This window comes from Pseudomonadota bacterium, from assembly GCA_038533575.1.
Taxonomy (GTDB): Bacteria; Pseudomonadota; Alphaproteobacteria; order Rhodobacterales; family Rhodobacteraceae; genus Shimia_B.
Genome location: JBCAYL010000001.1, coordinates 1,874,522 through 1,897,157 on the forward strand (window position 1 = coordinate 1,874,522; position 22,636 = coordinate 1,897,157).

Below are 22,636 nucleotides of genomic sequence, written 5' to 3' on the forward strand. Positions count from 1 at the left end.
CCGGGTTTCCGCTTGCGACGCCGATGGAAAGCCCTAGGGTCCCGCCGCAGAGGAAGGTGCAGGCTCTGCACCACTTCAAAGACGAACGTTAGGGAGGATGAAGAATGTTCGGACATATCAAGGCGACTGCTGTCACGGTCACGGCTGCACTCACCGCCACGGCGGCATTCGCTGACGGTCACGTGGATCGCACCGGCTGGCCTGAGAGCTTCACCGTCGGGACCGCCTCGCAGGGCGGCACCTATTTCGCTTACGGCTCCGGCTGGGCAAATCTCGTGGCTGAAGAGCTGGGCCTGTCTGGCGGCGGCGAAGTCACCGGAGGCCCGATGCAGAACATGGCGCTCGTCCACACGGGCGAAGCACAGTTCGGCATGACGACGATGGGCCCCGCGGCGGAATCCCTTCAGGGGACCAACCCGATCGCCCCCGGCCTCCAGATGAACAACGCCTGCGCGATGTTCCCCATGTATCAGACGCCTTTCTCTGTAACGGCGCTTTCGTCTTCGGGCATCACGTCTATCGCCGATATCCCGGACGGTGCGCGCATCGGCTTCGGTCCGGCGGGCTCCACCTCCGACACCTACTTCCCGCGCATGATGGAAGAGCTTGGCGTTAACTTCGAGCGCCGCAACGGTGGCTGGACCGACCTCGGCGGACAGCTGCAGGACGGCCTGCTCGATGTGATCGCGTTTGCCGCCGGTGTCCCGGTGCCCGCCGTCAGCCAGCTCGAAGTGCAAACGGATGTGAACATCATCGAGTTCACGGAGGACGAGCAGGCGACGATCCTAGGCGCATTCCCGGTGTCTCAGTTCAATATCGCCGCGGACACGTACACGACCCTCGAGAGCGACGCGCGTTCGGTCTCCATGTGGAACTTCGCCATCGCGAACTGCGATCTGCCCGAAAGCTTCGTAGAGGCTGTCGTGGATGTGGTGATGTCCGATAACGAGCGTATGGTGAACATTCACAAGGCCGCGCGCTCCACCCTGCCCGAGAACTGGGACAAGAACGGCGTCCTCATGTGGCACCCCGGTGCTGCCAAGTGGTTCACCGAGAATGCCGGTGCGACGATCGATGCAAGCATGATCTTCGGCGGCTAAGACTGGCTCTTTCCAGTTGAAGGGTTAAACATGGGTCCGCGCTTCCTCGGGAGCGCGGACTTTTCATTCGACGCGGGAGAAACCCGCGCGAGATGACCGAAAGGGCGCTGAACGACAGCGCGCAGGGGGACAGATGGCCGACAAAAGCGCTCAGTTGAACGATCTCGATGAGGAAGAGGCGCTCATCGCGGATGGCGTGGATGAAGAGCCTGTCGAAGGCAATCGACGGCTCTTCGATGGCACCTCCCTCATCTTCGTCGCCAGCCTCGCGACCATCTACGCGGCCTTCCACATGCTCGCGCTCAACGGCGTCTCCATCTCGAACCTCACGGGTGTCGAGATCGGCTTCCTGCCTCAGTTCCCACTGGAAACCTGGAATTTCCGCATCATCCATGTGGCCGGGGCCCTGGCGCTCGGATTTCTGATATTCTCAGCACACCGGTTTGCCGACGACGCAAAACCCTCACCAAGCATCGTAACCTACGCTTCAGCGCTTTGCGTCATTCCCGCCGTCATCGCAGGTGTCACGGCCATTGGCTTTGCCAACACCATCGCATCCGGAACACTCCCCGAGATGGGGGGGCTGACCACGTGGGCCGCCTTTCCCGGCACGGAGATCTATCAGGCCGAAGTCACCTGGTTCGGCATCCCGCTCCTGATTGCCACTTTCGGCGCGCTGGTCCTCGGCTGGTTCGAACGGAGAGAGCGCAGCCAGTTTGCCGCGTCTGATGCGGTCCTTGCCTTGTGCGGGATCGTGGTGGCTCTCTACCTCGTCGCGATCTACGGAACCGCCGCGCGCAACGCGGTGGGCACACCTTTCGTGCCAATCGGCATCGCGTTCGCCGCCACGGCAGGCTCCGCATTAATCCTCGAGCTGACGCGCCGTGTGGCGGGCCTTGCCCTCGTCATCATCACAGCGGTCTTTCTCCTCTACACCTTCACCGCGCACCTGCTTCCCGGCATTCTGGCGGTCCAAAGCCCCTACAGCTGGCAGCGCTTCTTTGGGCACGTGTATTCCGACGCGGGCATCCTCGGGCCGACTACGGCGGTGTCCTCCACCTACATCATCTTGTTCATTATCTTCGCCGCGTTTCTGCAGGCCTCGAAGGTGGGTGACTACTTCGTCAACTTCGCCTTCGCCGCGGCAGGACGCGCGCGCGGCGGCCCGGCCAAGGTGGCGATCTTTGCCTCGGGCCTTATGGGCATGATCAACGGAACGTCCGCAGGCAATGTCGTGGCGACCGGCTCGCTCACCATCCCGCTCATGAAAAAGGTGGGCTACCACAAGAAGACCGCCGGCGCCGTGGAAGCCGCCGCCTCCACCGGTGGCCAGATCATGCCGCCGATCATGGGCGCGGGCGCCTTCATCATGGCCGAGATCACCGGCATTCCCTACCAGGAGATCGCGATCGCGGCGATCATCCCGGCCGTGCTCTACTTCGTCTCCGTCTACTTCATGGTCGACTTCGAGGCCGCAAAGCTCGGCATGCGCGGCATGCGCGAGGACGAGCTGCCCAAGCTCAACAAGATGCTGCGGCAGGTCTACCTGTTCGTGCCAATCATCATCCTGATCTACGCGCTCTTTCTGGGCTACTCGGTCATTCGGGCTGGCACGCTGGCGACCGTGGCTGCGGCTGTCGTCAGCTGGCTCACGCCTCATCGCATGGGACTGAAATCCATACTCAAGGCGTTCGAACTTGCGGGCGTCATGTCGATCCAGATCATCGCGGTCTGCGCCTGCGCTGGCATCATCGTCGGCGTCATCTCCCTCACAGGTGTGGGCGCACGCTTCTCCGCCGTATTGCTCGATCTGGCGGCCACGTCGCAGCTTCTGGCGCTCTTCTTTGCCATGTGTATCGCGATCCTTCTCGGCATGGGGATGCCCACGACAGCTGCCTATGCCGTGGCTGCGTCGGTTGTCGCACCGGGCCTCGTGCAGCTCGGCATCCCCCAACTCACCGCGCATTTCTTTGTGTTTTACTTCGCGGTCCTTTCAGCCATCACTCCGCCCGTGGCTCTTGCGAGCTATGCTGCGGCAGGCATCTCCGGCGCAAACCCGATGGAGACGTCGGTGACATCATTCAAGATCGGCATCGCGGCCTTCATCGTCCCCTTCATGTTCTTCTACAACGGCGCCCTTCTCATGGACGGCGAAACAGTGGAAATACTGCGCGCTGCCGTGACCGCCATCGTCGGGGTCTTCTTCCTCAGCTCCGGTGTCCAAGGGTGGTTCTTCGGCGGGCGCTCGGCATGGTTTGTTCGGCTGGGGGTCATTGTGGCCGCGCTCTTCATGATCGAGGGGGGCCTCGTCACGGATTTGATCGGCGTTGGAACAGCCGCAGCGATGCTGGCCATACAGCGTGTGTTCCGCCCCGATCCTTCCGCACCCATCCGAGTGAGAGGGGCGGACTGAGCCGCACGTCCCAACTCTTCCTAGGGGAAATCGTCAGGCGTCGAAGCGCCCCTGCTCCACGTTCTTGTGCAAATGCGCCGCCGGGAAGACGCGCCCGTTCATGACACCCCACACGCCGGCAGGAAGAACCTGAGCGGCGACGACAGCGCCGCCGAGGTTGAACTCACCATCCGAGGAAAAAAGCGAGAACGGCCTCATGGCTCCTGTGAGCACGATGGTCTTGTCGCCGGTGCCCTGCCCTTCGAGATACCGAGCTGTGTCCTCCATGGTCCCCGTTCCGTGGGTGATGACGACACTCTCCTCTGCGCAGGCCTTCACCGCGTTCGAGATCGCGGCGCGATCCGCATCCTCGAAGTGCAGGCTGTCTTTCAGCATCAGCACCTCCACGACGGGGAAATGGCAACGCCCGACGCGCAGCATCTCGGGAATGTGCGTCGCCCCATCGGGCGAAAAGCCAAGCGCTTCGGTCCGCGTGTCGTGGATCTTGTCGATTGTGCCGCCGGTGACGAAGATGCGAACGTCTCTCAAGTCGCATCCCGATCCATGATCCACTGCACCTCTGGCGCCGCGACGAAGCGCCATTTTCGAAGCGGCCCGGCCATGACGTTCAGGTAATACATTTCAAAGCCGTAGGGCGCGCCACAGGGGTGGTGGCCGCGAGGCACGAGAACGACGTCGCCATCCTGGACAGCCATCGTTTCATCCAAGGTGCCGTCATCGGTGTAGACCCGCTGGATCCCGAAACCGGTATTGGGATTGAGCCTGTGGTAATAGGTCTCTTCCAGGTAGGTAATGCGCGGGTAGTCATCCTCGTCATGGCGATGTGAGGGGTAGGATGACCAATGGCCCGCTGGGGTGAATACTTCTGTCACCAGCAGGCTATCCGCCACGTCCTCGGCTTCCATGGCGATGTTGTTGATGTAGCGTGTGTTCGTCCCCTTGCCGCGCTCTGTGAGGCTGATGCCGGACGGGCCTATCCGCTGGGCGTTATGCCCCCCGTGACCCGGCGCAGAGCATACGGCAATCGTGCAATCCGTCTCTGCACGCGCGGTCCAGTCCGTGCCATTTGGCAAATAAAGACAATGAGGCGGAGACTTCTCGAAGACGTCCATCCGGTCGCCCAGCACACCCCAATCCTGTCCCGCGCCTTTAAGGTGCGCCTTGCCCTCCACGAGCACGATGATGACTTCCCGCCCGCCCGTCGTATCCGACGCGCTGTCCCCTTCCCGCAGGCGATGCAAGGAGAACCCGACATAGCGCCAACCCGCACTCTCCGGCGTGATGCGGTGCACCTCGCCTCTCGTGCCGAATGGCTTTCGAAGCAGATTGGCCATGGGCATCGTCTCCTAGATGTCGGCGAGCGCCACGGGCTTCCCGGAACGGGCGGAAATCGTCGCTGCCTCGGCCATGACGAGCGCCGAGATGCCCTCTTGAAGCGTCACCGGCATCGGGGCGCCGTCCGTTACCGCTGTTACAAAGGCTGACCACTCCGCAGCGTAAGAAGCCATGTAGCGTTCCAGGAAGAAGTAGGTGGGCTTCGCACTCATGATACCCTCGGACGTGGACTTCACCAGGCGGTTCTCCTGCACATTCTCAACCTCGAGGAGCCCTTCCGAGCCCAGCAGTTCCACGCGCTGATCATATCCATACGCGGCGCGCCGGGAATTCCTGATCACCGCGATACGCCCGTCGTCATAGGTCAGGGTGACGACGGCGGTATCCACATCTCCTGCGTCGCCGATCTCTCGGTCCACGAGGGAACTCGCCGTCGCCATAATGGTGACGGGCGCCTCCCCCATCAGGAATTGAGACATGTCGAAGTCATGGATCATCATGTCTCGGAAGAGCCCCCCTGAGACCTTGATGTAGGATACCGGCGGTGGCGCGGGATCGAAGGACGTGATCGAGAGCAATTCCGGTTGGCCGATCTCGCCCGCCTCAAGCGCTGATTTCAGCTGCGAGAAGTTGACGTCGAAGCGTCGGTTGAAGCCGATCATGACGGGCTGCCCCGAGCTTGCGATGGCCTCCTCGCAGGCTCGAGCCCGCGCAAGGCTGAGATCCACGGGTTTCTCGCACAACACCGCCTTGCTAGCGGCCGTCGCCGCTTCAATGAGGTCAGAGTGCGTGTCGGTGGACGTGGCGATCAGAACGGCGTCGATATCCGGGTCGCCGATGATCTCTTCGGTCGTCCGGGCAGCGGCCTGATGCTCGGACGCCAGTTTATCCGCGACTTCAGAGTGAAAATCGGAAATCGCCACGAGCTCTGACCCGCCATGCCTGGTGATCGCTGCCGCATGTACCGCGCCGATCCGGCCCGCGCCCAAAAGCCCAACCCTGAGCATCAAAGAGACCCCGACCCTGCGAAGGCCTGACCTACTTCAACGAAAGCTGCTTTCGAAGAGCCCTGAATGTGCATGCTACCCCCCAATCCTTGCCCCGAAGTAGGGGCACAAGGCGAGGTGCACATCAAGGGGCCGTGAGGAGGAGCCCGCCGCGAGGCCGGGCTCCGGCAGCGTCAGTAGTGCACGGAAAGTGCGTCCAGCGGTGTCTTCTGCGGCGGTGCAAACTTGGTGAGGTCGATGCCTTCGACTGCGGTCTTGTACTCGTCCACTGTCGGCGTCCGCCCCAAGATGGCCGAGAGAACCACAACGGGCGTAGACGCCAGAAGAGACTCCCCGAGTTTATCGGCAGAATCTTCCACGACGCGCCCCTTGAAAAGGCGTGTGGACGTCGCGAGCACCGTGTCGCCCTTGCCTGCTTTCTCCTGATTGCCCATGCACAGGTTACAGCCGGGCCGCTCCAGGTAGAGGATGTTCTCGTACTCCGTCCGCGCCTTTTGCTTGGGCGCGGCATCGTCGAATTCGAAGCCCGCATATTTCTGCAGGATCTCCCAATCGCCCTCTGCCTTCAGCTCGTCGATGATGTTGTAGGTCGGCGCGGCGACCACCAACGGCGCCTCGAACTTCACGTTCCCATAGGCCGCCTCAAGGTTGCGCAGCATCTGTGCCACGATCTTCACGTCGCCCTTGTGGACCATGCAGGAGCCAACAAAGCCGAGATCCACCTTCTTGTCGCGATAGAAGCTGATGGGGCGGATCGTATCGTGGGTGTAGCGCTTGGAGACATCGGCGTTCTGCACGTCCGGGTCCGCAATCATGGGCTCGTCGATCTTGTCGAGATCCACCACGACTTCGGCGAAGTACTTTGCATCCTCGTCGGGGCGAAGTGCTGGCTTCTCGCCCGATTTGATCTGCGCGATGCGGGCATCGGCAATGCCAATCAGCTTCGCCAGCATGCCGCTTTCATGCTCCATGCCTTTGTCGATCATGATCTGGATGCGGGACTTGGCGAGCTCGAGCGAGCCGATGAGTGTCTCGTCGTTTGAGATGCAGACCGAAGCCTTCGCTTTCATCTCGGCCGTCCAGTCGGTGAAGGTGAAGGCCTGATCGGCAAGCAACGTCCCGATATGGACCTCGATGACGCGGCCCTGGAAAACGTTGTCCCCATGCTGTTCGAGCATCTGCGCCTGCGTGGCATGAACGACATCACGAAAATCCATGTGATCGGCCATCTGCCCCGTGAAGGTGACCTTGACGGATTCCGGGATCGGCATGGAGGCTTCCCCGGTCGCGAGCGCGAGCGCCACGGTGCCGGAATCCGCGCCAAACGCCACGCCTTTGGACATGCGCGTGTGGCTGTCGCCGCCTATGATGATCGCCCAATCGTCGACCGTGATGTCATTGAGCACCTTGTGGATCACGTCTGTCATCGCGTGATAGACGCCTTTCGGATCACGGCCTGTGACGAGGCCGAAATCGTTCATGAATTTCATAAGCCGCGGCGTGTTGGCCTGCGCCTTCAGGTCCCAGACCGAGGCCGTATGGCAGCCGGATTGGTACGCGCCGTCCACAAGAGGAGAGACCACGGTGGCTGCCATGGCTTCGAGCTCTTGCATGGTCATCAGCCCGGTCGTGTCCTGCGAACCCACGATGTTGACCTTAACCCGCACGTCCGATCCTGCATGGAGCACCTTGCCCGGCGTGGTGCCCTGCGCATTGGCGTTGAAGATCTTCTCGACCGCCGTGAGGCCCTGCCCCGCGTGACTGATCTCCTTGGACGGCGCGAATGCCGATTTCAGCTCTTGCCCGAGAGCCTCGGCCGCGAATGTCTGCAGCTTCTTGCCAAAAACTACGGCGTAGGAGCCACCAGCCTTCATGAACTCCATCTTCTGAGGCGTGAAGGACGCGGACATATCAACAAGCTCCTCCCCGTCTTCGGAGTAGAGCTTCTTCTCTTTCGTGTTGATCTTCAGAACGGTGCCGGTGGCGACGGAATAGCGCTGCTCGAGGATTGCGTTGCCATCATTCCCGAGGATCGGCTTGCCGTTTTCGTCGACCTTCTTGACCCAGTTCTTGAGGTCGACACCTATCCCGCCGGTGACGCCCACCGTGGTGAGAAAGATGGGTGAAATTCCGTTCGTGCCGGCCACGATCGGAGCGATGTTCACAAACGGGACGTAGGGCGAGGCCTGTTTGCCCGTCCACAGCGCCACGTTGTTCACGCCGGACATGCGGGAGGATCCCACACCCATCGTGCCCTTCTCCGCGACGAGCATCACGCGCTTGCCGGGATGGTCTTTCTTGAGCGCTTCGATCTCGTCCTGTGCCTCCTGCGAGATCAGGCATTTGCCATGCAGCTCGCGGTCCGCGCGTGAGTGTGCCTGATTGCCGGGGGAAAGCAGATCCGTGGAGATGTCGCCTTCCGCGGCGATGTAAGTGACAACATCGATCTCATCTTCGACATCGTCGAGCTTGGTAAAGAACTCCGCCTTGGCATAGCTTTCGAGGATGTCCTTAGCGACGGCATTCCCTTCTTTCAGGGCGTCTCCGAGCCGCTGCATGTCCGCGTCATAGAGAAACACTTGCGTCTTCAGCACGTCGGCAGCCTGCGCCGCCTGCTCAGCTGCATCGCTCAACGCGATGTCGAGCAAGACTTCCACCGATGGCCCGCCCTTCATGTGGCTCAAAAGCTCGAACGCGAATTCCGGCGTAATCTCCGGGACCTGCTCTGTGCCCAGTGCGACAGCTTTGAGGAATTGCGCTTTCACACGTCCTGCGGCGGTCGTCCCGGGAAGCGTGTTGTAGATGAAGAAGTTAAGTGACGCGTCTCTTTGCGGATGGTCACGATCTTTGATTTGCCCGATGATCTCGGCCGTCAGATCTCCATCATCGATGGGCTTCGGATGCAGCCCATCAGCTTTGCGCGCTTCGATCTCGGCGAGGTAATCTGCGTAGAGGCTCATGGCTGACCTTCAGAAGAGGAGATACAAGGGGTCTGTATACGGCGGTATACGACAATCGAGCTGCGTGCAACGGCAGCGGAGGTGACATCTCGCCTCACTAACGTGTCCACACCGCTCATTTGGGCCGAGCGAAATAGGGCCGATGAGCGCTCGCGACCCTGATTTTGCCCTGCAAGTCCCGAGAAACTTAAGCGCTGGCTTTAAAGTGCGTCTCGCGCGATTTCCCGTGCAAGGTCTGCGATGAGAGCAGACCGGCCCGCTCCGGCCGCGGCTGCTGACGCGCCAGCCACGGGGCGGCTCAGGTCAAACAGGTGCGCATGATCACGCCCGCGTCCTTCTTGATCGGCCACAAAGTATTGCCCCGCCAGCCGGACGACCCCATCGCTGATGGTGAACTCTTCCACCCGGACATCCACGCGTGCCGCCGGAAATGAGTCAAAAGGCCAAGGCTCGGACGCCACGCGCGCCCCGGTGATCTCCTTGAGATTGCGCGCGAGCGCGAGGGTCACGGCTCGCGTCGGATCGTCTGCCCAAAGCGCCTCTGAGAAAATAATCGCGCCGCCGCTCGACACCGCGATTTCTTCGCCGGACGCGTAGGACGGGAGAGAGACCTCTCGCACCTCAATTGATGAAAAGGAGGTGCGGACGCGCTCTGTCACTTCCACCTGTGGCGCTTGAACGAATTGATCCTCGGAGCACGCGGCCAGAAGCAAAGCAAAGGAAACAAGAAGAATACGCATCGTTTAGCGCCCCAGTATCAAGGAGTTCGGTCGCCGCTCAATGGCACGGGCCAGATCGGTCAGCGCTTCGGCGGCGCGCTCGATCTCACGCAAGGCGGAAGACGTCTCTCGCGCAAAGGTGCTGTTGCCGTCGAAGTCGGACAATGTGGATTGCGCTTGGCCGAGGGTCGCGTTCAACCGCTCCACGAGCGCCGGCAGATCCTGCGCAGCGGTCTCGATCGCAGCGGCCGCATCCGAAGCGGAGGCAAGCGTGGCGTTCGCGTTCTCCACGAGACCGCCTGCGCGCAGCTCTGCCAGCGCGGCTTCCGCTTCACCGAGCGCGCCGGATAGAGCGCTCGGAAGGTCTGCCTCGCTGGCATCCCCGAGGAGCTGGCTCGCCGAGGCCAAGACGCTTTCAAGCTCCACGGCCAGTTGATCGAGTTGCACGGCCTGCGCGTTGGCCGCGATGGCATCGAGGCGGGCGACGAGGTCAGGCACGCCCGCAACGGAGGCCTCCACCGCGTCCGCAGCGTCCGAAGCATCCGCAAGGGCCGCATTCAGCGTTTCGGCTGTGTTCGCCTCGGTGAGGTTATTGAGAAGCAATGCGAGATCATCCACGGCCGCACTGGCCGCCGCAGGAAGTGCTTGAATGCCTTCCGAGGCCGCGAAGCGCCGTGCCTCTGCGGCGAGGCCCGTGGCCTCGGTCACAAGATCCTCCAGCGGAAGCGCGGTGGCATTGTCCACAAGAAGACCAACCCGTTCTGTAAGATCTGGCAGCCCCCGCAGACCGGCATTCGCAGCTTCCGCCGCAGCGCCAACCTGATCCACGGCGGCCAGTAGCCGCTCCACCGCCCCAGCATCTCTCAGCTCGGCCAGTATCATGCGCAAGTCACCGCTCGCGCTCTGCAGGTCTCGCAGCAACGCGTTCACTTCAGCCGGCATCGCCTGGATTTCTTCCGATCCGATGACGCCACGGGCGTCCGAGAGAAGGCCGCGCAGTTCGCCGGGCGTCTCGCGAAGATCGTCGCTCGCCACGAAAGCCGTCGCGTTGTCGAGGAAGTTGATGGCGCTCGAGAGCAGCTCCTCGATTGGAAGGGCGTTCACGCGCTCGAATACACCCTCCGCAGTTGCCGAAACGTCCGCAATATCGCTGTCGGTTACCGGAAAGATCGGGAAGGGATCGGCATCGAGCCGCAGCTCCGCCTGGGGCGGGTCGTCGACGGAGATCAGCTCGATCTTCAGACCACCGGTCAGAATAGAAGCCGAAGCAAGGCGCGCCCTGAGCCCCTCATCGACACGCTCCGCAAGATACTCCAGGGCCTCCTGCTCGGTGATCTGTCCACCGAGACCGAAGCGCGACGGCGTGATCTCGACCGTTCCAAGCAGGCGCACACGGGTATCGCCAAAAAGCTCCTCATCCACGACGCCGGTCACATTCACGACCTGTCCGATCCGCACGCCGCGCCATTCCACCGCGGCTTCGGCCGCGAGGCCCCCGACGTTTTCGTTGAAGATCATCGTCAGATTGACGGTCGTGCCGTCGTTTTCTTCGAATATCGAGTTCCGGGCACTTCCACGATCGGGGAAAACCTCAAACACGAGGCCCGGGCGTACCGGCTGGCCGCCAGACACGAGCGTATCGAAGGTGATCCCCCCGGAAATCAGCGAGGCAAGCGACGAGAAGTCCAGCTCCGCGCCGTTCGGGCCGATGGAGACCGAGAAGCCCGATGTGTCCCAAAACCGGGTCGCCGTTGTGACGAGACGCTGATGTTCCTCGTAGATGACCGCATTCGCGAACACGCTTCCACCGTCGCGGCTGATCCGCGCTGGCCCCAAGCGCCCGACTTCGATGCCCTTGAAGAGAATAGGGGTATTTTCAGAGAGGCCGGACGGGCGTGACGAGCGGAGCTCGATTTCGATGCCCCGGCGGTAGCTTCTGATGAGCGGCGGGTCTGTGAGGCCTTGGTACTCGTAAACGAGCTCTCCAGCTATACTGTCCCATGTGCCTTCGATGTAGACCCCTGACAGCACGGTATCGAGGCCGGTCACACCAGAGGTCGTCACCTCGGGTTGAACGATCCAGAATTGCGCCCCCTGATCCAGGAACGGCGCCACCTCCGGGTCCATCCGCACGTCGATGAGGACTTGCGTGAGGTCATCGTTGAACGTGACCCGTTCGACGACGCCCACCGACACATTGCGAAACCTGAGCTCTGTCTCATCGGCGAGAATGCCTGCCGCATCCTCGAATGCGATTTGAATGAGGGGCCCACGGTTCGTGTACGTGCTCACGGCGACGGAAATCGCGATGAGGAGCGCCGCAATCGGTACGAGCCAGACGAAAGACACCGCGGAAAGGCCGAGCCGCTTGCGTTCCGTTCGGTGGGCCTCTGGGATGTCTTCTGAACTCAAACGTTCGCCTCTACGGTGTCTTCGTCGTCAATATCCCCGATCCGGTCCCATATCAGCCTTGAATCGAAGCTTTGTGCCGCGAGCATGGTGAATATGACGGACAGCGCAAAGGCAAGGGTGGCGATGCCCGCATTCACAGATGCGGCACTGCTGAGTTGGACCAAGGCAGACAGGATCGCCACGACGAACACATCGATCATGGACCAGCGCCCGATATACTCGACGATCTCGTAGACGAGAAAGCGTCGGCCCGGCCCCCAATTTGCCCCGCGCTTCACCGAAAGCGCGAGGTAAGCAATGGCAAAGAACTTCGCGAGCGGGATCACGACGGAAGCGACAAGGATCACGAGAGCAATGAAGACCGCTCCGTGAGACAGAAGATCCAGCGCGCCAGCAATGATCGTGTCGGATTGTGTATGAAAGAGCGTGCGCGTCTCCAGCATGGGAAACGTGTTTGCCGGAATGTAAGCGAGCACGCCTGCGATCCACCAGGCCCACACACGCTGCAGACTTGCCCGATCTCTTGAGACAAGAGGCGCACCGCAGCGCTCACAGGTCTCAGTGCCGCGCTTGTGCACGCGCAGACAGGTGCGGCAGCCCACAAGGTCCTTTTCTCGCGCCGTGATCGTCATCGTTCCAGCGCCGTCCAAACAGAGTGGCGATCCATGAGGGCGTCCTGCACGGCCAGAAAGATCACGAGAACCACGAACATCCAGAATGCGACGCCGATCTCCACCCGCGCGAGGTCGGTGAGCTTGATCAGAGATACCGCACACCCGATGACGAAAATCTCGGCCATCGACCAGGGCTTGAGGTCTTCGCTCAAGCGGAAGGCGCGACGCGCGCCGGGCCACGGCCTTCGGTCCGCGACCAACGGGACGATTGTGTAAAGAGTGAGGCCGAGCCGCAGGAGTGGCAGCCCGACGATGAGGCCGACGACGCCAAGAGACAGAAGGAACATTGGCCCACCGGAAAAGGCCAGCGCCGTGTCGATGATGGACGCTGCGTTCGCGAAGCCCAGCCGCCGTATTTCAAGAAAGGGGAGAAACAACGCGGCGATTGCCAAGATGGCCGAGGCAAGCGAGAGGGCAATGATCATCAGCCCCGCATTGTGGCGCCGCGAGGCCAGCGGTGCGTGACATCTCGTGCAGGCGATGCGGTCGCCTTTCTTGACTTCCCCGATCCGGTAGAGCGCGTCGCAGTGAGGACAGGCGATCAGACCGGATAGGTCGTCTTGGGGGTCGCTGCGAGATGACATTGCAGGAAGGGGCTTTCTTCTGGCGCCTACCCGCCGGGCACAAGTGGGCGGGATCGAGCAGTCACAGGGGTATCACCGCAGCATTGCCGCTGGCTTGGCGAGCATCAAGAGGCTTTGACGCGCCCGTCATGAACATGCAGGCGCTCCTGACGCTTCAATGGCCTTCAGCCGTGGTCTAGTTGCGCCGCCTCCTGGCGACCAAGAAGATAGAGGGTCACCGCCGTGACGATCACCCCGGACAGCAGGTAAAGCGAGGCCGCCCAAAGACCGAACGCCCATGTCAGTCCGAGGCCGGCAAGCGGAGCGAAGGCAGAGCCCACGATCCAGCTCAGATTGGTCGCGAGGGCCGTCCCGGAGTACCGGAAACGGGGCGGGAAGCGGCCAGGAACGATGGAGCTCGCTTGGCCGTAGGAAAAACCGAGGAGGATGAAGCCAAGGATCATGTAGATCGCCGGGTTGGTCTCGAGCGTCGTGATCGTCAAGCAAAGCAACACGATGGAGAGCGTCACAGCCCAATGCACGGCGCGCTGGCCAAGTTTGTCAGCCATGTAGCCAGACGCGATCACCGAGGCGATGCCGAAGCCCGCGCCAATCAGCTGCCAAAGGAGAAGCTGCTCGATGTAGACCGCTCCGTAGAGGATCTGCCATGCGAGCGGGAAGATCGTGACCATGTGAAAGAGCGCGTAAGAGGCGATGGGCAGCGCAGTGGACAGCAAGATGGGGCGCCACTGCGTCCGTATGAGCTCGCCAAAGGGCGCCATCTGAAAGCTCTCTTCGTTGCCACCGAAATCGGTCTGCAAGAGCCGGATCCGGGCAAAGAGGCTCACCACGTTCACGGCCATCACCGCAAAGAACGCGAAGCGCCAGCCATACTGGTAAAATTCGTCCAGCGTCAGGAACCCGGTCAGGACGTAAAAAAGCGAGGCTGCCACGGCAAAGCCGAAGGGGCCGCCGAGCTGCGCGACCATGGCATATCGCGCCTCGTATCCCTCCGGCGCGGCATTACGGAGCTGGAGCGTGATCCCGTCCCACGCGAGGCCCAGACCGATGCCCTGGGCGATGCGCAGGGCCACGAGTGCCGCCGGTGCGACCCAGCCCGCTTTCTCGTAGCCGGGTAGCAATCCGATCGCGACCGTCGCTGTACCCAAGATGAAGAGCGCGATGGTGATCTTGGCAATCTTGCCGATGCGCCGCTGGATTGCGCGCCCACCAAGCTGCGCGAAGGGACGCACGACAAACGCCAAGGCGAAGGTTGCGAAGGCGAGCATTGTCCCTTCGATGGCGCCGAAGGTCGGGAAGAAGAGCTGGGGAAAGACGAGGACGCAGGCAATCCCGTAAACGAAGAAGCCGAAGAAGTCGGTGACGCGTGACATGATCACGGTCGTGATGACCTCATCTATGGATGCGGTGTGTTCGTGTGTCGCATGGGTATCGGACATCTCGGCCATGCCTTCCCTGTTCGTACGCGTTGCCTGCGCTACTTACATAGGCTCCTAGGCGAAAACGCCACCTCCTCCAGGGTGCGTAGTTTTGTTGCACTGCAGCGAGGGCCCAGACGCCTATGTACCCAGCAACAGCGGTTGACCTGCGCGTCATGCGGGCTGCCGCGAGAAGTTAGCAACTAACCGACACAGGTGTTTCACCCCATGCTGTCCAGAATTCGTAGGCTCCGTCCCCTTTTGCTGATCATGGCTTTCGGTGCGTTGAGCGGATGTAACTTGGTGCTGCTCAACCCCGCTGGAGACGTCGCCTCGCAACAGGGCGACCTCATCATCTACGCCACCATCATGATGATGCTCGTCATCGGCCCGGTGATGGCGCTCACCGCGTTCTTCGCCTGGCAATATCGCGCATCGAACAAGCGGGCCCGGTACGAGCCGGAATGGGGACACTCCATCTCCCTCGAAATCGTCATTTGGGCCGTCCCCCTTGCGATCATCGTGGTCTTGGCCGGTCTGACGTGGGTCGCGACCCACCGTTTGGATCCCTATGCCGATCTTCGGCGGATCTCCGAAACGCAGCCGATCGACGAGAGCGTCGAGCCCATGCAAGTCCAGGTCGTGGCCCTAGATTGGAAGTGGCTCTTTATTTATCCCGATGAGCAGATCGCGACTGTCGGTGAGATGGCTGTCGTGAAGGACCGTCCGGTGGAATTCCACCTCACGTCCAACACGGTCATGAATGCATTCTACATCCCCGACATGGCCGGCATGATCTACGCCATGGCCGGCATGCAGACCGAGCTGAACGCAGTTCTCAACTCCCCCGGCGAATTCGAAGGCTTTGCGGCAAATTACAACGGCACGGGCTTCAGCCAGATGCGGTTCGACGTGAAGAGCTTCGACACCGAAGAGGAATTCGCCAGCTGGACCGACGAGATGCGTGCCATCTCTTCCGGACAGCTCTCCGACGAGACATTCAATGCGCTTGCGCTCCCGTCGACCTTCGATCGGGTCGTCACCTACGACAGCCTGGAAGACGGGGTTTATGACCGCATCCTGAACATGTGCACCACCGAAGGCGCACTTTGCCTGGATGACCAGATGATGGTCGACGCCCTCGGCGGCGGCGGCCTCGACGGTCTCTTCAATCGAGAAGTGTTCGCCGGTCTGTGCGACGCGGATGACCCGCGCGCCCTGCTCGCCCTTCTCAAGCCGGAACTGCGGGCCGACGAGGAGCGCTACGCCGCTGTCCTCCTGCCCCCGGAATACCCGGCCGACGCGACACCAGCACGGAGCAACTAACCGTGGCCAATCCAGCCGTACCCGACTTTGCGGGCCAGTTCATTCGCGGCACCCAAGGTGCCGAAACTGCCCACCCGTTTTGGGGCAAACTGACCTGGGACATCTTCCCGTTCTACGACCCCATCCTTCTGGGCACGTTCATCGTGGTCGTGATCGGCGGCATCGCCGCCGTGGCCGCGCTCACGTATTACAGGCTCTGGGGCTATCTCTGGAACGAGTGGTTCACGAGCGTCGATCACAAGAAGATCGGCATCATGTACATGGTGCTCGCCACGATCATGTTCGTGCGTGGCTTCTCGGATGCCGTGTTGATGCGAGGCCACCAAGCCCTCGCGTCGGCGGGGTATGTCGGCTACCTGCCTGCCTACCACTACGATCAGGTCTTCACCGCGCACGGCGTGATCATGATCTTCTTCGTGGCGATGCCCTTCATCACAGGCTTCATGAACTACGTGATGCCGCTCCAGATCGGGGCACGCGACGTCGCCTTTCCATTCCTGAACAATTTCAGCTTCTGGCTGACCACGTCGGGCGCGATCCTGATCATGGTGTCGCTCTTCGTCGGAGAGTTCGCCGCCACCGGTTGGCTGGCCTACCCACCGCTCTCTGGGCTCACTTTCAGCCCCGGCGTTGGCATGGACTACTACCTCTGGGCTCTCAACATTGCGGGCATCGGCACGACGCTGTCGGGCGTGAACCTCATCGTCACAATCGTGAAGATGCGCGCCCCCGGGATGACCTGGATGCGGATGCCCATCTTCACGTGGACGACGCTGATCACGAACATTCTCATCGTTGCCACCTTTCCCGTGCTCACAGCCACGCTCGCGCTGCTGACCGCTGACCGGTACCTCGGCACTGCGTTCTTCACGTCCGAGCTCGGCGGCAACCCGATGATGTACGTGAACCTCATATGGATCTGGGGGCACCCGGAGGTCTACATCCTCATTCTGCCCATCTTCGGCATCTTTTCCGAGATCGTGCCGGTCTTCTCCGGCAAGCGTCTCTTTGGCTACACCTCTATGGTCTACGCCACGGCGGTCATCATGATCCTGAGCTACATCGTGTGGCTGCACCACTTCTTCACCATGGGCGCGGGCGCGGATGTGAACTCGTTCTTCGGGATCACGACCATGATCATCTCGATCCCCACGGGCGCGAAGATCTTCAACTGGCTCTTCACGATGTACAAAGGCCGTATCCGGTTCGAGCTTCCTATGATGTGGGTCGTCGCCTTCATGCTGACCTTCGTCATCGGCGGCATGACGGGTGTCCTGCTGGCCATTCCGCCGGCAGACTACGTGCTGCACAATTCGCTCTTCCTCGTGGCGCACTTCCACAACGTCATCATCGGCGGTGTGCTCTTCGGGATCTTCGCTGGCATCAACTACTGGTGGCCAAAGGCATTTGGCTTCCACCTCGATCGCACATGGGGCCTTGTCAGCTTCTGGACGTGGGTTGTGGGCTTCTATGTGGCGTTCATGCCGCTCTACGTGCTGGGTCTGATGGGCGTCACGCGCCGCCTGAGCCAATTCGAAGATACGATCTACGCGATCTACTTCTTCACCGCGGCCATCGGCGTGGCCCTGATCGCGGTGGGTGTCGTGGCGATGTTCGTGCAGTTCTACGTATCCATCAAGAACCGCGACCAGCTCCGCGACGAAACGGGCGATCCCTGGGACGGGCGCACGCTCGAATGGGCCACGTCTTCCCCGCCGCCCGCGTACAACTTTGCGTTCACCCCTCGGGTCTACCGTCGCGACGCCTGGGAGCACATGAAGTCCAACGGGTACGAGCGGAAGCTGGACGGTTTCCAGCCGATCCACATGCCGAAATACACGGCGACTGGCATCGTGATCTCTGGACTGTGGACGGTGATGGGTTTTGCGCTTGTCTGGCACGTCTGGTGGCTCGCCATCACGATGGGTGTGGCCAGCCTCGCATACGGGATCGCGCACACGTTCAACTATGACCGCGACTACAACATCCCTGTCGACGAGGTCGCACAAACCGAAGGCGCACGCACCGAACGCGAGATCGCCTTCGCCAACACGCAGGCAGCACAATGACCGACGCCACCACTGATTTCGGCGGGCCTCGCTTGGCGTCCGCCGGGGCCGCCCCGACCTACGACTTCCACGTCGTGGAGGATGAGCACGCCCACGAGCACCACGAGACCGGCACAATGCTGGGCTTCTGGCTCTATCTCATGTCGGATTGCCTCCTTTTCGGGATCCTGTTCGCGGTTCACGCGGTGCTCGGCCAGAACTATGCGGCGGGACCCTCCCCGGCCGATCTCTTCGAGGTGGAGCTCATCCTCATCAGCACGTTCATGCTGCTGTTTTCCTCGATCACGTACGGCTTCGCCATGATCCAGATGCAGCAGGGCTCGAAGAACGGCACCCTGCTCTGGCTTGGCATCACGGGGATTTTCGGCGCCGTCTTCCTCGGCATCTCGATCTACGAGTTCAATCACCTCTGGCACATCGGCGCGACGCCCATGGCGTCGGCGTTTTTGAGCTCGTTCTACCTCCTCGTGGGCACGCATGCGCTCCACGTGGGTGCGGGCATCATCTGGCTGATCGTGCTCCTCGCACAGGTGCAGCAAAAGGGGCTGATCGAGGCAAATACGCGCCGCGTGGCATGCCTGTCCCTCTTCTGGCACTTCCTCGATCTGATCTGGATCGCCGTGTTCAGCTTCGTCTATCTCACAGGAGTGCTGCTATGAGTACGGCTACGCACGAAAGCACCTATCGTAACTATCTGATCGGATTTGCGCTCTCGGTCGTCCTGACGCTCATCCCCTTCAGCATCGTGCTCACCGGTGCACTGGACGAATACGTTGGCTGGGCCATCGCCGCGATCTTTATCGCCGGCGGGATCCAGATCCTGGTTCATGTCTACTACTTCCTGCACGTCACGCTCGGGAACGAGGATGGTTGGCAGGCCATGTCGCTGGGCTTCACGGGTGTTCTGCTCGTCATCATACTCGCGGGATCCATCTGGGTGATGTTCCACCTCGAGGAAAACATGATGCCCGCCCATGAGCTGATTGAGCGGGTGGAGCAGCTGCCCTGATGCGCCCCTTCTGGGTCGATGGATCTATCCTCGCTGCGGCGTTCGTCGTTTTCCTGACGATGCTCGGGCTGGGAAACTGGCAAATCCAGCGGCTTGGCTGGAAGCTTGACCTCATCGAGGCGGTGGAAACGCGCGCCTATGCGGAGGAGGTGCCCGCCCCATCAAGGCCTGTTTCAGTAGAAGACGACGAGTACCTCCGCGTCGAGGCCTTCGGTACGTTCGATTACTCGGAGACCCGCCGCGTGAAAGCGGTGACCGAGCTCGGCCTCGGAAACTGGCTTGTCACGCCCTTGGAGACCGGCAATCGCACCATCTGGGTGAATCGCGGCTTCATCCCGCAAGGCCATGACGGTGCGCTGGAACGGCCTGAAGGCGCGCAACGCATCACGGGTCTTTTGCGGATCACCGAGCCCGAAGGCACGCTTCTAGAACGCAATGATCCTGAGAACGAACGCTGGGTCGCACGCGACGTCGCCGCACTTTCGGCCGCTGCTGGTCTTACGGCTGAGGCCTATTTCATCGATGCGGACCACATGACCGCGCAAGGCACCTTCCCAAGAGGCGGCCTGACGATTGTCGAATTCCGCAATAACCATCTGAGCTATGCATTGACGTGGTATGCCATGGCATTGCTCTTCGGAGCGGCCATGGTCTGGGTCATCTGGGACCGCGTCCGAGCCAAGAGGCGCGGGCCTCGCTTGATCTACGAGGAGTGAGCGAACGGCTCGATGATCTCGGCGCTTGGGAACGTGGTCCGAATATCGTCCTCGCTATTGCTCTCGAAGATCAGTTTCACGTTCGCGCCCGCATCCATCGTCGCAAAGGCCATGAGCCCCTCATCGCGGGCACGTCGCAACGTCTCGAGAACCGCCCAGCTCTCGGCTTTCAAGTAAATCAGCGCCGGGCGTGCGGCGAGCATGGTTGCGTGCATCGCCAATGCATTCGCCTCCGCCAGAGAACCGAGCGCTTGAAAGTCCCGCGCATGGATGGCGGCTTCAATGGCGGCGCAGTCCGCTTCTGCCTGCGCGGGCCAGCCCGCAAAGAGAGGTGATGTGGCTGCCGTGTGCCCCATCCCCTGCCGCGAAGACTGTGATTTTGGCCCGGTATCGACAGGAACGATGGCGATCCGGAACTCGGGCCAGGAGACGTCGAGCGGCGCCGCCCGGCTGTCGCCGCCGTCGTCGCGTTCGCCCCGATCCCAGCGCACAAATCCATGCCAGAGCGATCTTGTCGCGGATCCCGATCCGAACCGCGCGAGCATGGAAAGCGTGGATTTGGAAAGCTCGAGCTTGAACGCGTCAGCGAGGGCCATGGTGAGCGCAGCAAACCCTGATGCCGACGAAGCGAGGCCCGCCGCTGTCGGGATGGAGTTCCGCGTCTCGATCTTCAGAGGCAAGTCTTGCCCACGGCGAAATCTGTTCACGAAACGCAGCACCTTTACCGCGAAAGGGTCCTCAAGGCTGAGCTCGGCTCCATTGAAGGCCACCGAGTCCGCGTCACTTGGCGAGACACGCGTGTGCGTTCCCCACGCTCCGAGTGAGATGGAAAGAGATGAATTGAGCGGGAGGTTCAGGGCGTCATCTCGTTTGCCCCAGTATTTGGAGAGCGCGATGTTCGAGGGCGCGAAGGCCTCGCCGGCAATCGGCTCGGGGAGCACTCTCGGGAGAACGCTGTCAAAAGGGTCAGCCATGGATGACGAGGCCTTTTTCATCGATTTTCGCCCGCTCCCAGCCTTTGGGCACACCGCCGAACGCGAGCACGCAGTCTCCGAGGCCCGAGCCGGAGATCTTCGCCGCCATGGCTTCCTTTCGTCCAGCCAGAACAAGGTCGTTCAGATCAGGATTTGAGACGCCGAGATCGACCATAAGGCCCTGATAGAGGTCGAGCGCGCTGGCCATGGACGACCAATCCCTCGCCGATGCGGCGAGGATCGCCGCTTTCGAGGCATCGCCCATTTGCCCATAGAGCGCGCCGACGTCTTTGCCTTGCCACTCTCGAGCCACCTGTTCCAACACCTCTCCCGTCGGTACCTTGTAGCCGACATATTTCAGCGAAAGCGTTGGCGGCAGGGGCATTTTCTCCGGAGGCGCATCGAGAGCGTAGGAGAGCATCCCCCCGTGAAGTGAGGCCGCGAGGTCGGCGCCACTGCCTCGCCCCTGGATTGCTCGAACGATAGCGAGCCCGGTCGCCAGGATGTCCACCTCGCGATCCAATAGGCGCGCCATTGCACCGAGGGCCGCCACGGTGATGGCCGCCGATGATCCCAGGCCCAGCTCTGGTTTGATGCCGGACCTTGTCTGCACGCGCAGGCCATGCGGCGGATCGAGGGCCTTGATCGCCGCAATCACGAAGCGCAGGGGGCCCTCCGGCTTCAGCTCATGGAGCGATGATTCATGCGAACCAACGGCGGAAGAGATCTCGACCTTGTCGTCCTTGCGTGCCTCCACTGTGACGGTGGCGCGCTGTTTCACAGCGGCAACGAGCGCTGGATAGCCGTGGACAACCGCGTGCTCTCCGGTAACCATGATGGAGCCCGGTGCGCTTGCGGAGACAGAAGCCGTCATTCCGCAGAGAGCGCCACCCGCGCCTCGCCGCTCAGGTGCGCCCCCTCCAGAGAGACGCGCAGAGGCTCCCATCGGCGCTCCGGATAGGCCTCCATGAGTTTGGCCATGGCGCCCTCATCCTCGAGATACACCAGCATGACACCGGCGGCCTCTCCGCGGACCGCCCCGGCACCCGAGATCTTTGCGGCACCTCCAAGAGCTTCTACCGCTGTGGCAAAGCGGGCCGCGGGCTGCGGGACCACGCCGATCCTCTGGAGCAAGCCATGGTTCTGACGCAGGACATCCGTCGGATCGCCATCTTCCGCGATAATGCCTTCGAGGCGCGTGGTGACCTCCCCGAATTCCCGCCACAGAGCAGTGTCGCTGCCGTGACGCTCCCGCACGCGCGCAACGCACTCCCCGGTCTTGGAGAGCGGAGTGCCCAGCTGCACCCAGTACCAACCATCGGCGCGGCTCAGCGAATGATCTGGGCCGATATGGATGGGCTGGACCGTATCACCTTCCACCCTGTTCAGACCGCCATAGACGACGGCAGACGCATCGATCGCGGACCCCTTGCCATGTTGGAGCCGCTCGCAGAAGCGAACCTTTTCGAAGCGCTCCTCAACGCTCTGCGGTCGTCCGAGGAGGTGTTCGTAAAGCACGACGGTGGCCGCCACGACCGCCGCCGACGAGCCCATCCCCGCGCCGAGCGGCATATCCGTCTTTGAGGAGAGCTGCCCGGGCACGGGCAACCTCCGCTTGGAGGTGGCTCCCGGCACGGGGATCATGGGAAGGAGCGACGTGAGCGTATAGACCGCGAGGTCATCGGGCCTTTGGAGGATCTTTTGCACGGGCATGTCGCCGCGCATGAATTCCTCGAAGCGCCTGTCGAGCCCCTCCTTGAAACCGCGCAGCGCCTCGAACGGGTAGAAGGCAGAAGGGCTCAAGGATTCGAACGCCGTGAAGAGGCCGCCCGTCTTGTGGAGGGGCGTGAAAGTGACTTCGGTGAAGTGTTGGACAGCCACGGCAAGCGCCGGCGCGCCGTAGACGACAGAGTGCTCCCC

19 protein-coding genes are annotated in these 22,636 nt (G+C 61.8%); 7 read left to right on the forward strand and 12 right to left on the reverse strand.

The features are described 5' to 3' along the window. Positions 1-104 precede the first annotated feature (104 nt). Together AAFM92_09520 and AAFM92_09525 are read left to right on the forward strand one after the other, a co-directional pair. Entirely contained in the window at positions 105-1,100 is a 996-nt protein-coding gene (locus AAFM92_09520) for a TAXI family TRAP transporter solute-binding subunit (GenBank protein ID MEL7300607.1), read from the forward strand. 133 nt (positions 1,101-1,233) lie between these two features. Next, positions 1,234-3,513: a TRAP transporter fused permease subunit gene (locus tag AAFM92_09525; protein MEL7300608.1), complete on the forward strand. Its 2,280-nt coding sequence runs from the start codon at positions 1,234-1,236 to the stop codon at positions 3,511-3,513. A gap of 33 nt (positions 3,514-3,546) precedes the next feature. On the opposite strand, the gene AAFM92_09530 is transcribed toward AAFM92_09525, so the two are convergent. The 9 genes from AAFM92_09530 to AAFM92_09570 form a co-directional block, all read right to left on the reverse strand. Continuing rightward, positions 3,547-4,041, reverse strand: coding sequence for an asparaginase domain-containing protein (locus tag AAFM92_09530; GenBank protein ID MEL7300609.1), 495 nt, complete (start codon positions 4,039-4,041; stop codon positions 3,547-3,549). Next, positions 4,038-4,847: a 5-deoxy-glucuronate isomerase gene (gene iolB, locus AAFM92_09535; protein ID MEL7300610.1), complete on the reverse strand. Its 810-nt coding sequence runs from the start codon at positions 4,845-4,847 to the stop codon at positions 4,038-4,040. The genes AAFM92_09530 and iolB overlap by 4 nt, the downstream gene beginning before the upstream one ends. A gap of 12 nt (positions 4,848-4,859) precedes the next feature. Continuing rightward, positions 4,860-5,855: an inositol 2-dehydrogenase gene (gene iolG, locus AAFM92_09540; protein ID MEL7300611.1), complete on the reverse strand. Its 996-nt coding sequence runs from the start codon at positions 5,853-5,855 to the stop codon at positions 4,860-4,862. Positions 5,856-6,028: 173 nt separating this feature from the next. Next, positions 6,029-8,815 (reverse strand): bifunctional aconitate hydratase 2/2-methylisocitrate dehydratase, encoded by a 2,787-nt coding sequence (locus AAFM92_09545; GenBank protein MEL7300612.1) that lies wholly within the window; start codon positions 8,813-8,815, stop codon positions 6,029-6,031. Between the two features lie 200 nt (positions 8,816-9,015). Next, complete coding sequence (locus AAFM92_09550) at positions 9,016-9,555, reverse strand: ABC-type transport auxiliary lipoprotein family protein (protein MEL7300613.1); 540 nt, start codon at positions 9,553-9,555, stop codon at positions 9,016-9,018. 3 nt (positions 9,556-9,558) lie between these two features. Beyond that, on the reverse strand, positions 9,559-11,946 hold the full coding sequence (locus AAFM92_09555; GenBank protein ID MEL7300614.1) for an MlaD family protein: 2,388 nt from the start codon (positions 11,944-11,946) through the stop codon (positions 9,559-9,561). Next, the gene (locus AAFM92_09560; protein MEL7300615.1) at positions 11,943-12,578 is read right to left on the reverse strand and encodes a paraquat-inducible protein A; all 636 of its coding nucleotides are present in this window, start codon (positions 12,576-12,578) and stop codon (positions 11,943-11,945) included. Before AAFM92_09560 ends, AAFM92_09555 begins: the two co-directional genes overlap by 4 nt. Then, entirely contained in the window at positions 12,575-13,045 is a 471-nt protein-coding gene (locus tag AAFM92_09565; protein ID MEL7300616.1) for a paraquat-inducible protein A, read from the reverse strand. Before AAFM92_09565 ends, AAFM92_09560 begins: the two co-directional genes overlap by 4 nt. 323 nt (positions 13,046-13,368) lie before the next feature. Beyond that, positions 13,369-14,652, reverse strand: a complete 1,284-nt coding sequence (locus AAFM92_09570; protein MEL7300617.1) for an MFS transporter — start codon at positions 14,650-14,652, stop codon at positions 13,369-13,371. A 240-nt stretch (positions 14,653-14,892) separates the two neighbouring features. Here AAFM92_09570 and cyoA point away from each other — a divergent pair, with 240 nt between their 5' ends. From cyoA to AAFM92_09595, 5 genes are read left to right on the forward strand one after another with little or no spacing between them, the layout of a single operon-like run. Further along, positions 14,893-15,948, forward strand: a complete 1,056-nt coding sequence (gene cyoA, locus AAFM92_09575) for a ubiquinol oxidase subunit II (protein ID MEL7300618.1) — start codon at positions 14,893-14,895, stop codon at positions 15,946-15,948. A gap of 41 nt (positions 15,949-15,989) precedes the next feature. After that, positions 15,990-18,017: a cytochrome o ubiquinol oxidase subunit I gene (cyoB, locus tag AAFM92_09580; protein MEL7300619.1), complete on the forward strand. Its 2,028-nt coding sequence runs from the start codon at positions 15,990-15,992 to the stop codon at positions 18,015-18,017. Continuing rightward, complete coding sequence (gene cyoC / locus AAFM92_09585; GenBank protein ID MEL7300620.1) at positions 18,014-18,676, forward strand: cytochrome o ubiquinol oxidase subunit III; 663 nt, start codon at positions 18,014-18,016, stop codon at positions 18,674-18,676. The genes cyoB and cyoC overlap by 4 nt, the downstream gene beginning before the upstream one ends. Next, on the forward strand, positions 18,673-19,026 hold the full coding sequence (cyoD, locus tag AAFM92_09590) for a cytochrome o ubiquinol oxidase subunit IV (GenBank protein ID MEL7300621.1): 354 nt from the start codon (positions 18,673-18,675) through the stop codon (positions 19,024-19,026). Before cyoC ends, cyoD begins: the two co-directional genes overlap by 4 nt. After that, the gene (locus AAFM92_09595; GenBank protein MEL7300622.1) at positions 19,026-19,742 is read left to right on the forward strand and encodes an SURF1 family protein; all 717 of its coding nucleotides are present in this window, start codon (positions 19,026-19,028) and stop codon (positions 19,740-19,742) included. The genes cyoD and AAFM92_09595 overlap by 1 nt, the downstream gene beginning before the upstream one ends. Here AAFM92_09595 and mvaD read toward each other — a convergent pair. Genes mvaD through AAFM92_09610 form a run of 3 tightly spaced genes read right to left on the reverse strand, consistent with a single transcriptional unit; the run spans position 19,730 to position 22,597 of the window. Then, the gene (mvaD, locus tag AAFM92_09600) at positions 19,730-20,716 is read right to left on the reverse strand and encodes a diphosphomevalonate decarboxylase (GenBank protein MEL7300623.1); all 987 of its coding nucleotides are present in this window, start codon (positions 20,714-20,716) and stop codon (positions 19,730-19,732) included. The two genes, AAFM92_09595 and mvaD, sit on opposite strands and share 13 nt — an antisense overlap. Beyond that, on the reverse strand, positions 20,709-21,590 hold the full coding sequence (locus AAFM92_09605) for a mevalonate kinase (GenBank protein MEL7300624.1): 882 nt from the start codon (positions 21,588-21,590) through the stop codon (positions 20,709-20,711). Before AAFM92_09605 ends, mvaD begins: the two co-directional genes overlap by 8 nt. Further along, positions 21,587-22,597: a GHMP kinase gene (locus tag AAFM92_09610; GenBank protein MEL7300625.1), complete on the reverse strand. Its 1,011-nt coding sequence runs from the start codon at positions 22,595-22,597 to the stop codon at positions 21,587-21,589. The genes AAFM92_09605 and AAFM92_09610 overlap by 4 nt, the downstream gene beginning before the upstream one ends. Positions 22,598-22,636: the final 39 nt, after the last annotated feature.

What these genes read in the sequence shown, in the direction of transcription:
- iolG (MEL7300611.1), bottom strand. Translation starts at nt 5,855, where the DNA reads ATGCTCAGGGTTGGGCTTTTGGGCGCGGGCCGGATCGGCGCGGTACAT.
- cyoD (MEL7300621.1), top strand. Translation starts at nt 18,673, where the DNA reads ATGAGTACGGCTACGCACGAAAGCACCTATCGTAACTATCTGATCGGA.
- AAFM92_09525 (MEL7300608.1), top strand. Translation starts at nt 1,234, where the DNA reads ATGGCCGACAAAAGCGCTCAGTTGAACGATCTCGATGAGGAAGAGGCG.
- iolB (MEL7300610.1), bottom strand. Translation starts at nt 4,847, where the DNA reads ATGGCCAATCTGCTTCGAAAGCCATTCGGCACGAGAGGCGAGGTGCAC.
- mvaD (MEL7300623.1), bottom strand. Translation starts at nt 20,716, where the DNA reads ATGGCTGACCCTTTTGACAGCGTTCTCCCGAGAGTGCTCCCCGAGCCG.
- AAFM92_09520 (MEL7300607.1), top strand. Translation starts at nt 105, where the DNA reads ATGTTCGGACATATCAAGGCGACTGCTGTCACGGTCACGGCTGCACTC.
- AAFM92_09595 (MEL7300622.1), top strand. Translation starts at nt 19,026, where the DNA reads ATGCGCCCCTTCTGGGTCGATGGATCTATCCTCGCTGCGGCGTTCGTC.
- AAFM92_09550 (MEL7300613.1), bottom strand. Translation starts at nt 9,555, where the DNA reads ATGCGTATTCTTCTTGTTTCCTTTGCTTTGCTTCTGGCCGCGTGCTCC.
- cyoC (MEL7300620.1), top strand. Translation starts at nt 18,014, where the DNA reads ATGACCGACGCCACCACTGATTTCGGCGGGCCTCGCTTGGCGTCCGCC.
- cyoA (MEL7300618.1), top strand. Translation starts at nt 14,893, where the DNA reads ATGGCTTTCGGTGCGTTGAGCGGATGTAACTTGGTGCTGCTCAACCCC.
- AAFM92_09570 (MEL7300617.1), bottom strand. Translation starts at nt 14,652, where the DNA reads ATGGCCGAGATGTCCGATACCCATGCGACACACGAACACACCGCATCC.
- AAFM92_09565 (MEL7300616.1), bottom strand. Translation starts at nt 13,045, where the DNA reads ATGATCATTGCCCTCTCGCTTGCCTCGGCCATCTTGGCAATCGCCGCG.
- AAFM92_09560 (MEL7300615.1), bottom strand. Translation starts at nt 12,578, where the DNA reads ATGACGATCACGGCGCGAGAAAAGGACCTTGTGGGCTGCCGCACCTGT.
- AAFM92_09545 (MEL7300612.1), bottom strand. Translation starts at nt 8,815, where the DNA reads ATGAGCCTCTACGCAGATTACCTCGCCGAGATCGAAGCGCGCAAAGCT.
- AAFM92_09605 (MEL7300624.1), bottom strand. Translation starts at nt 21,590, where the DNA reads ATGACGGCTTCTGTCTCCGCAAGCGCACCGGGCTCCATCATGGTTACC.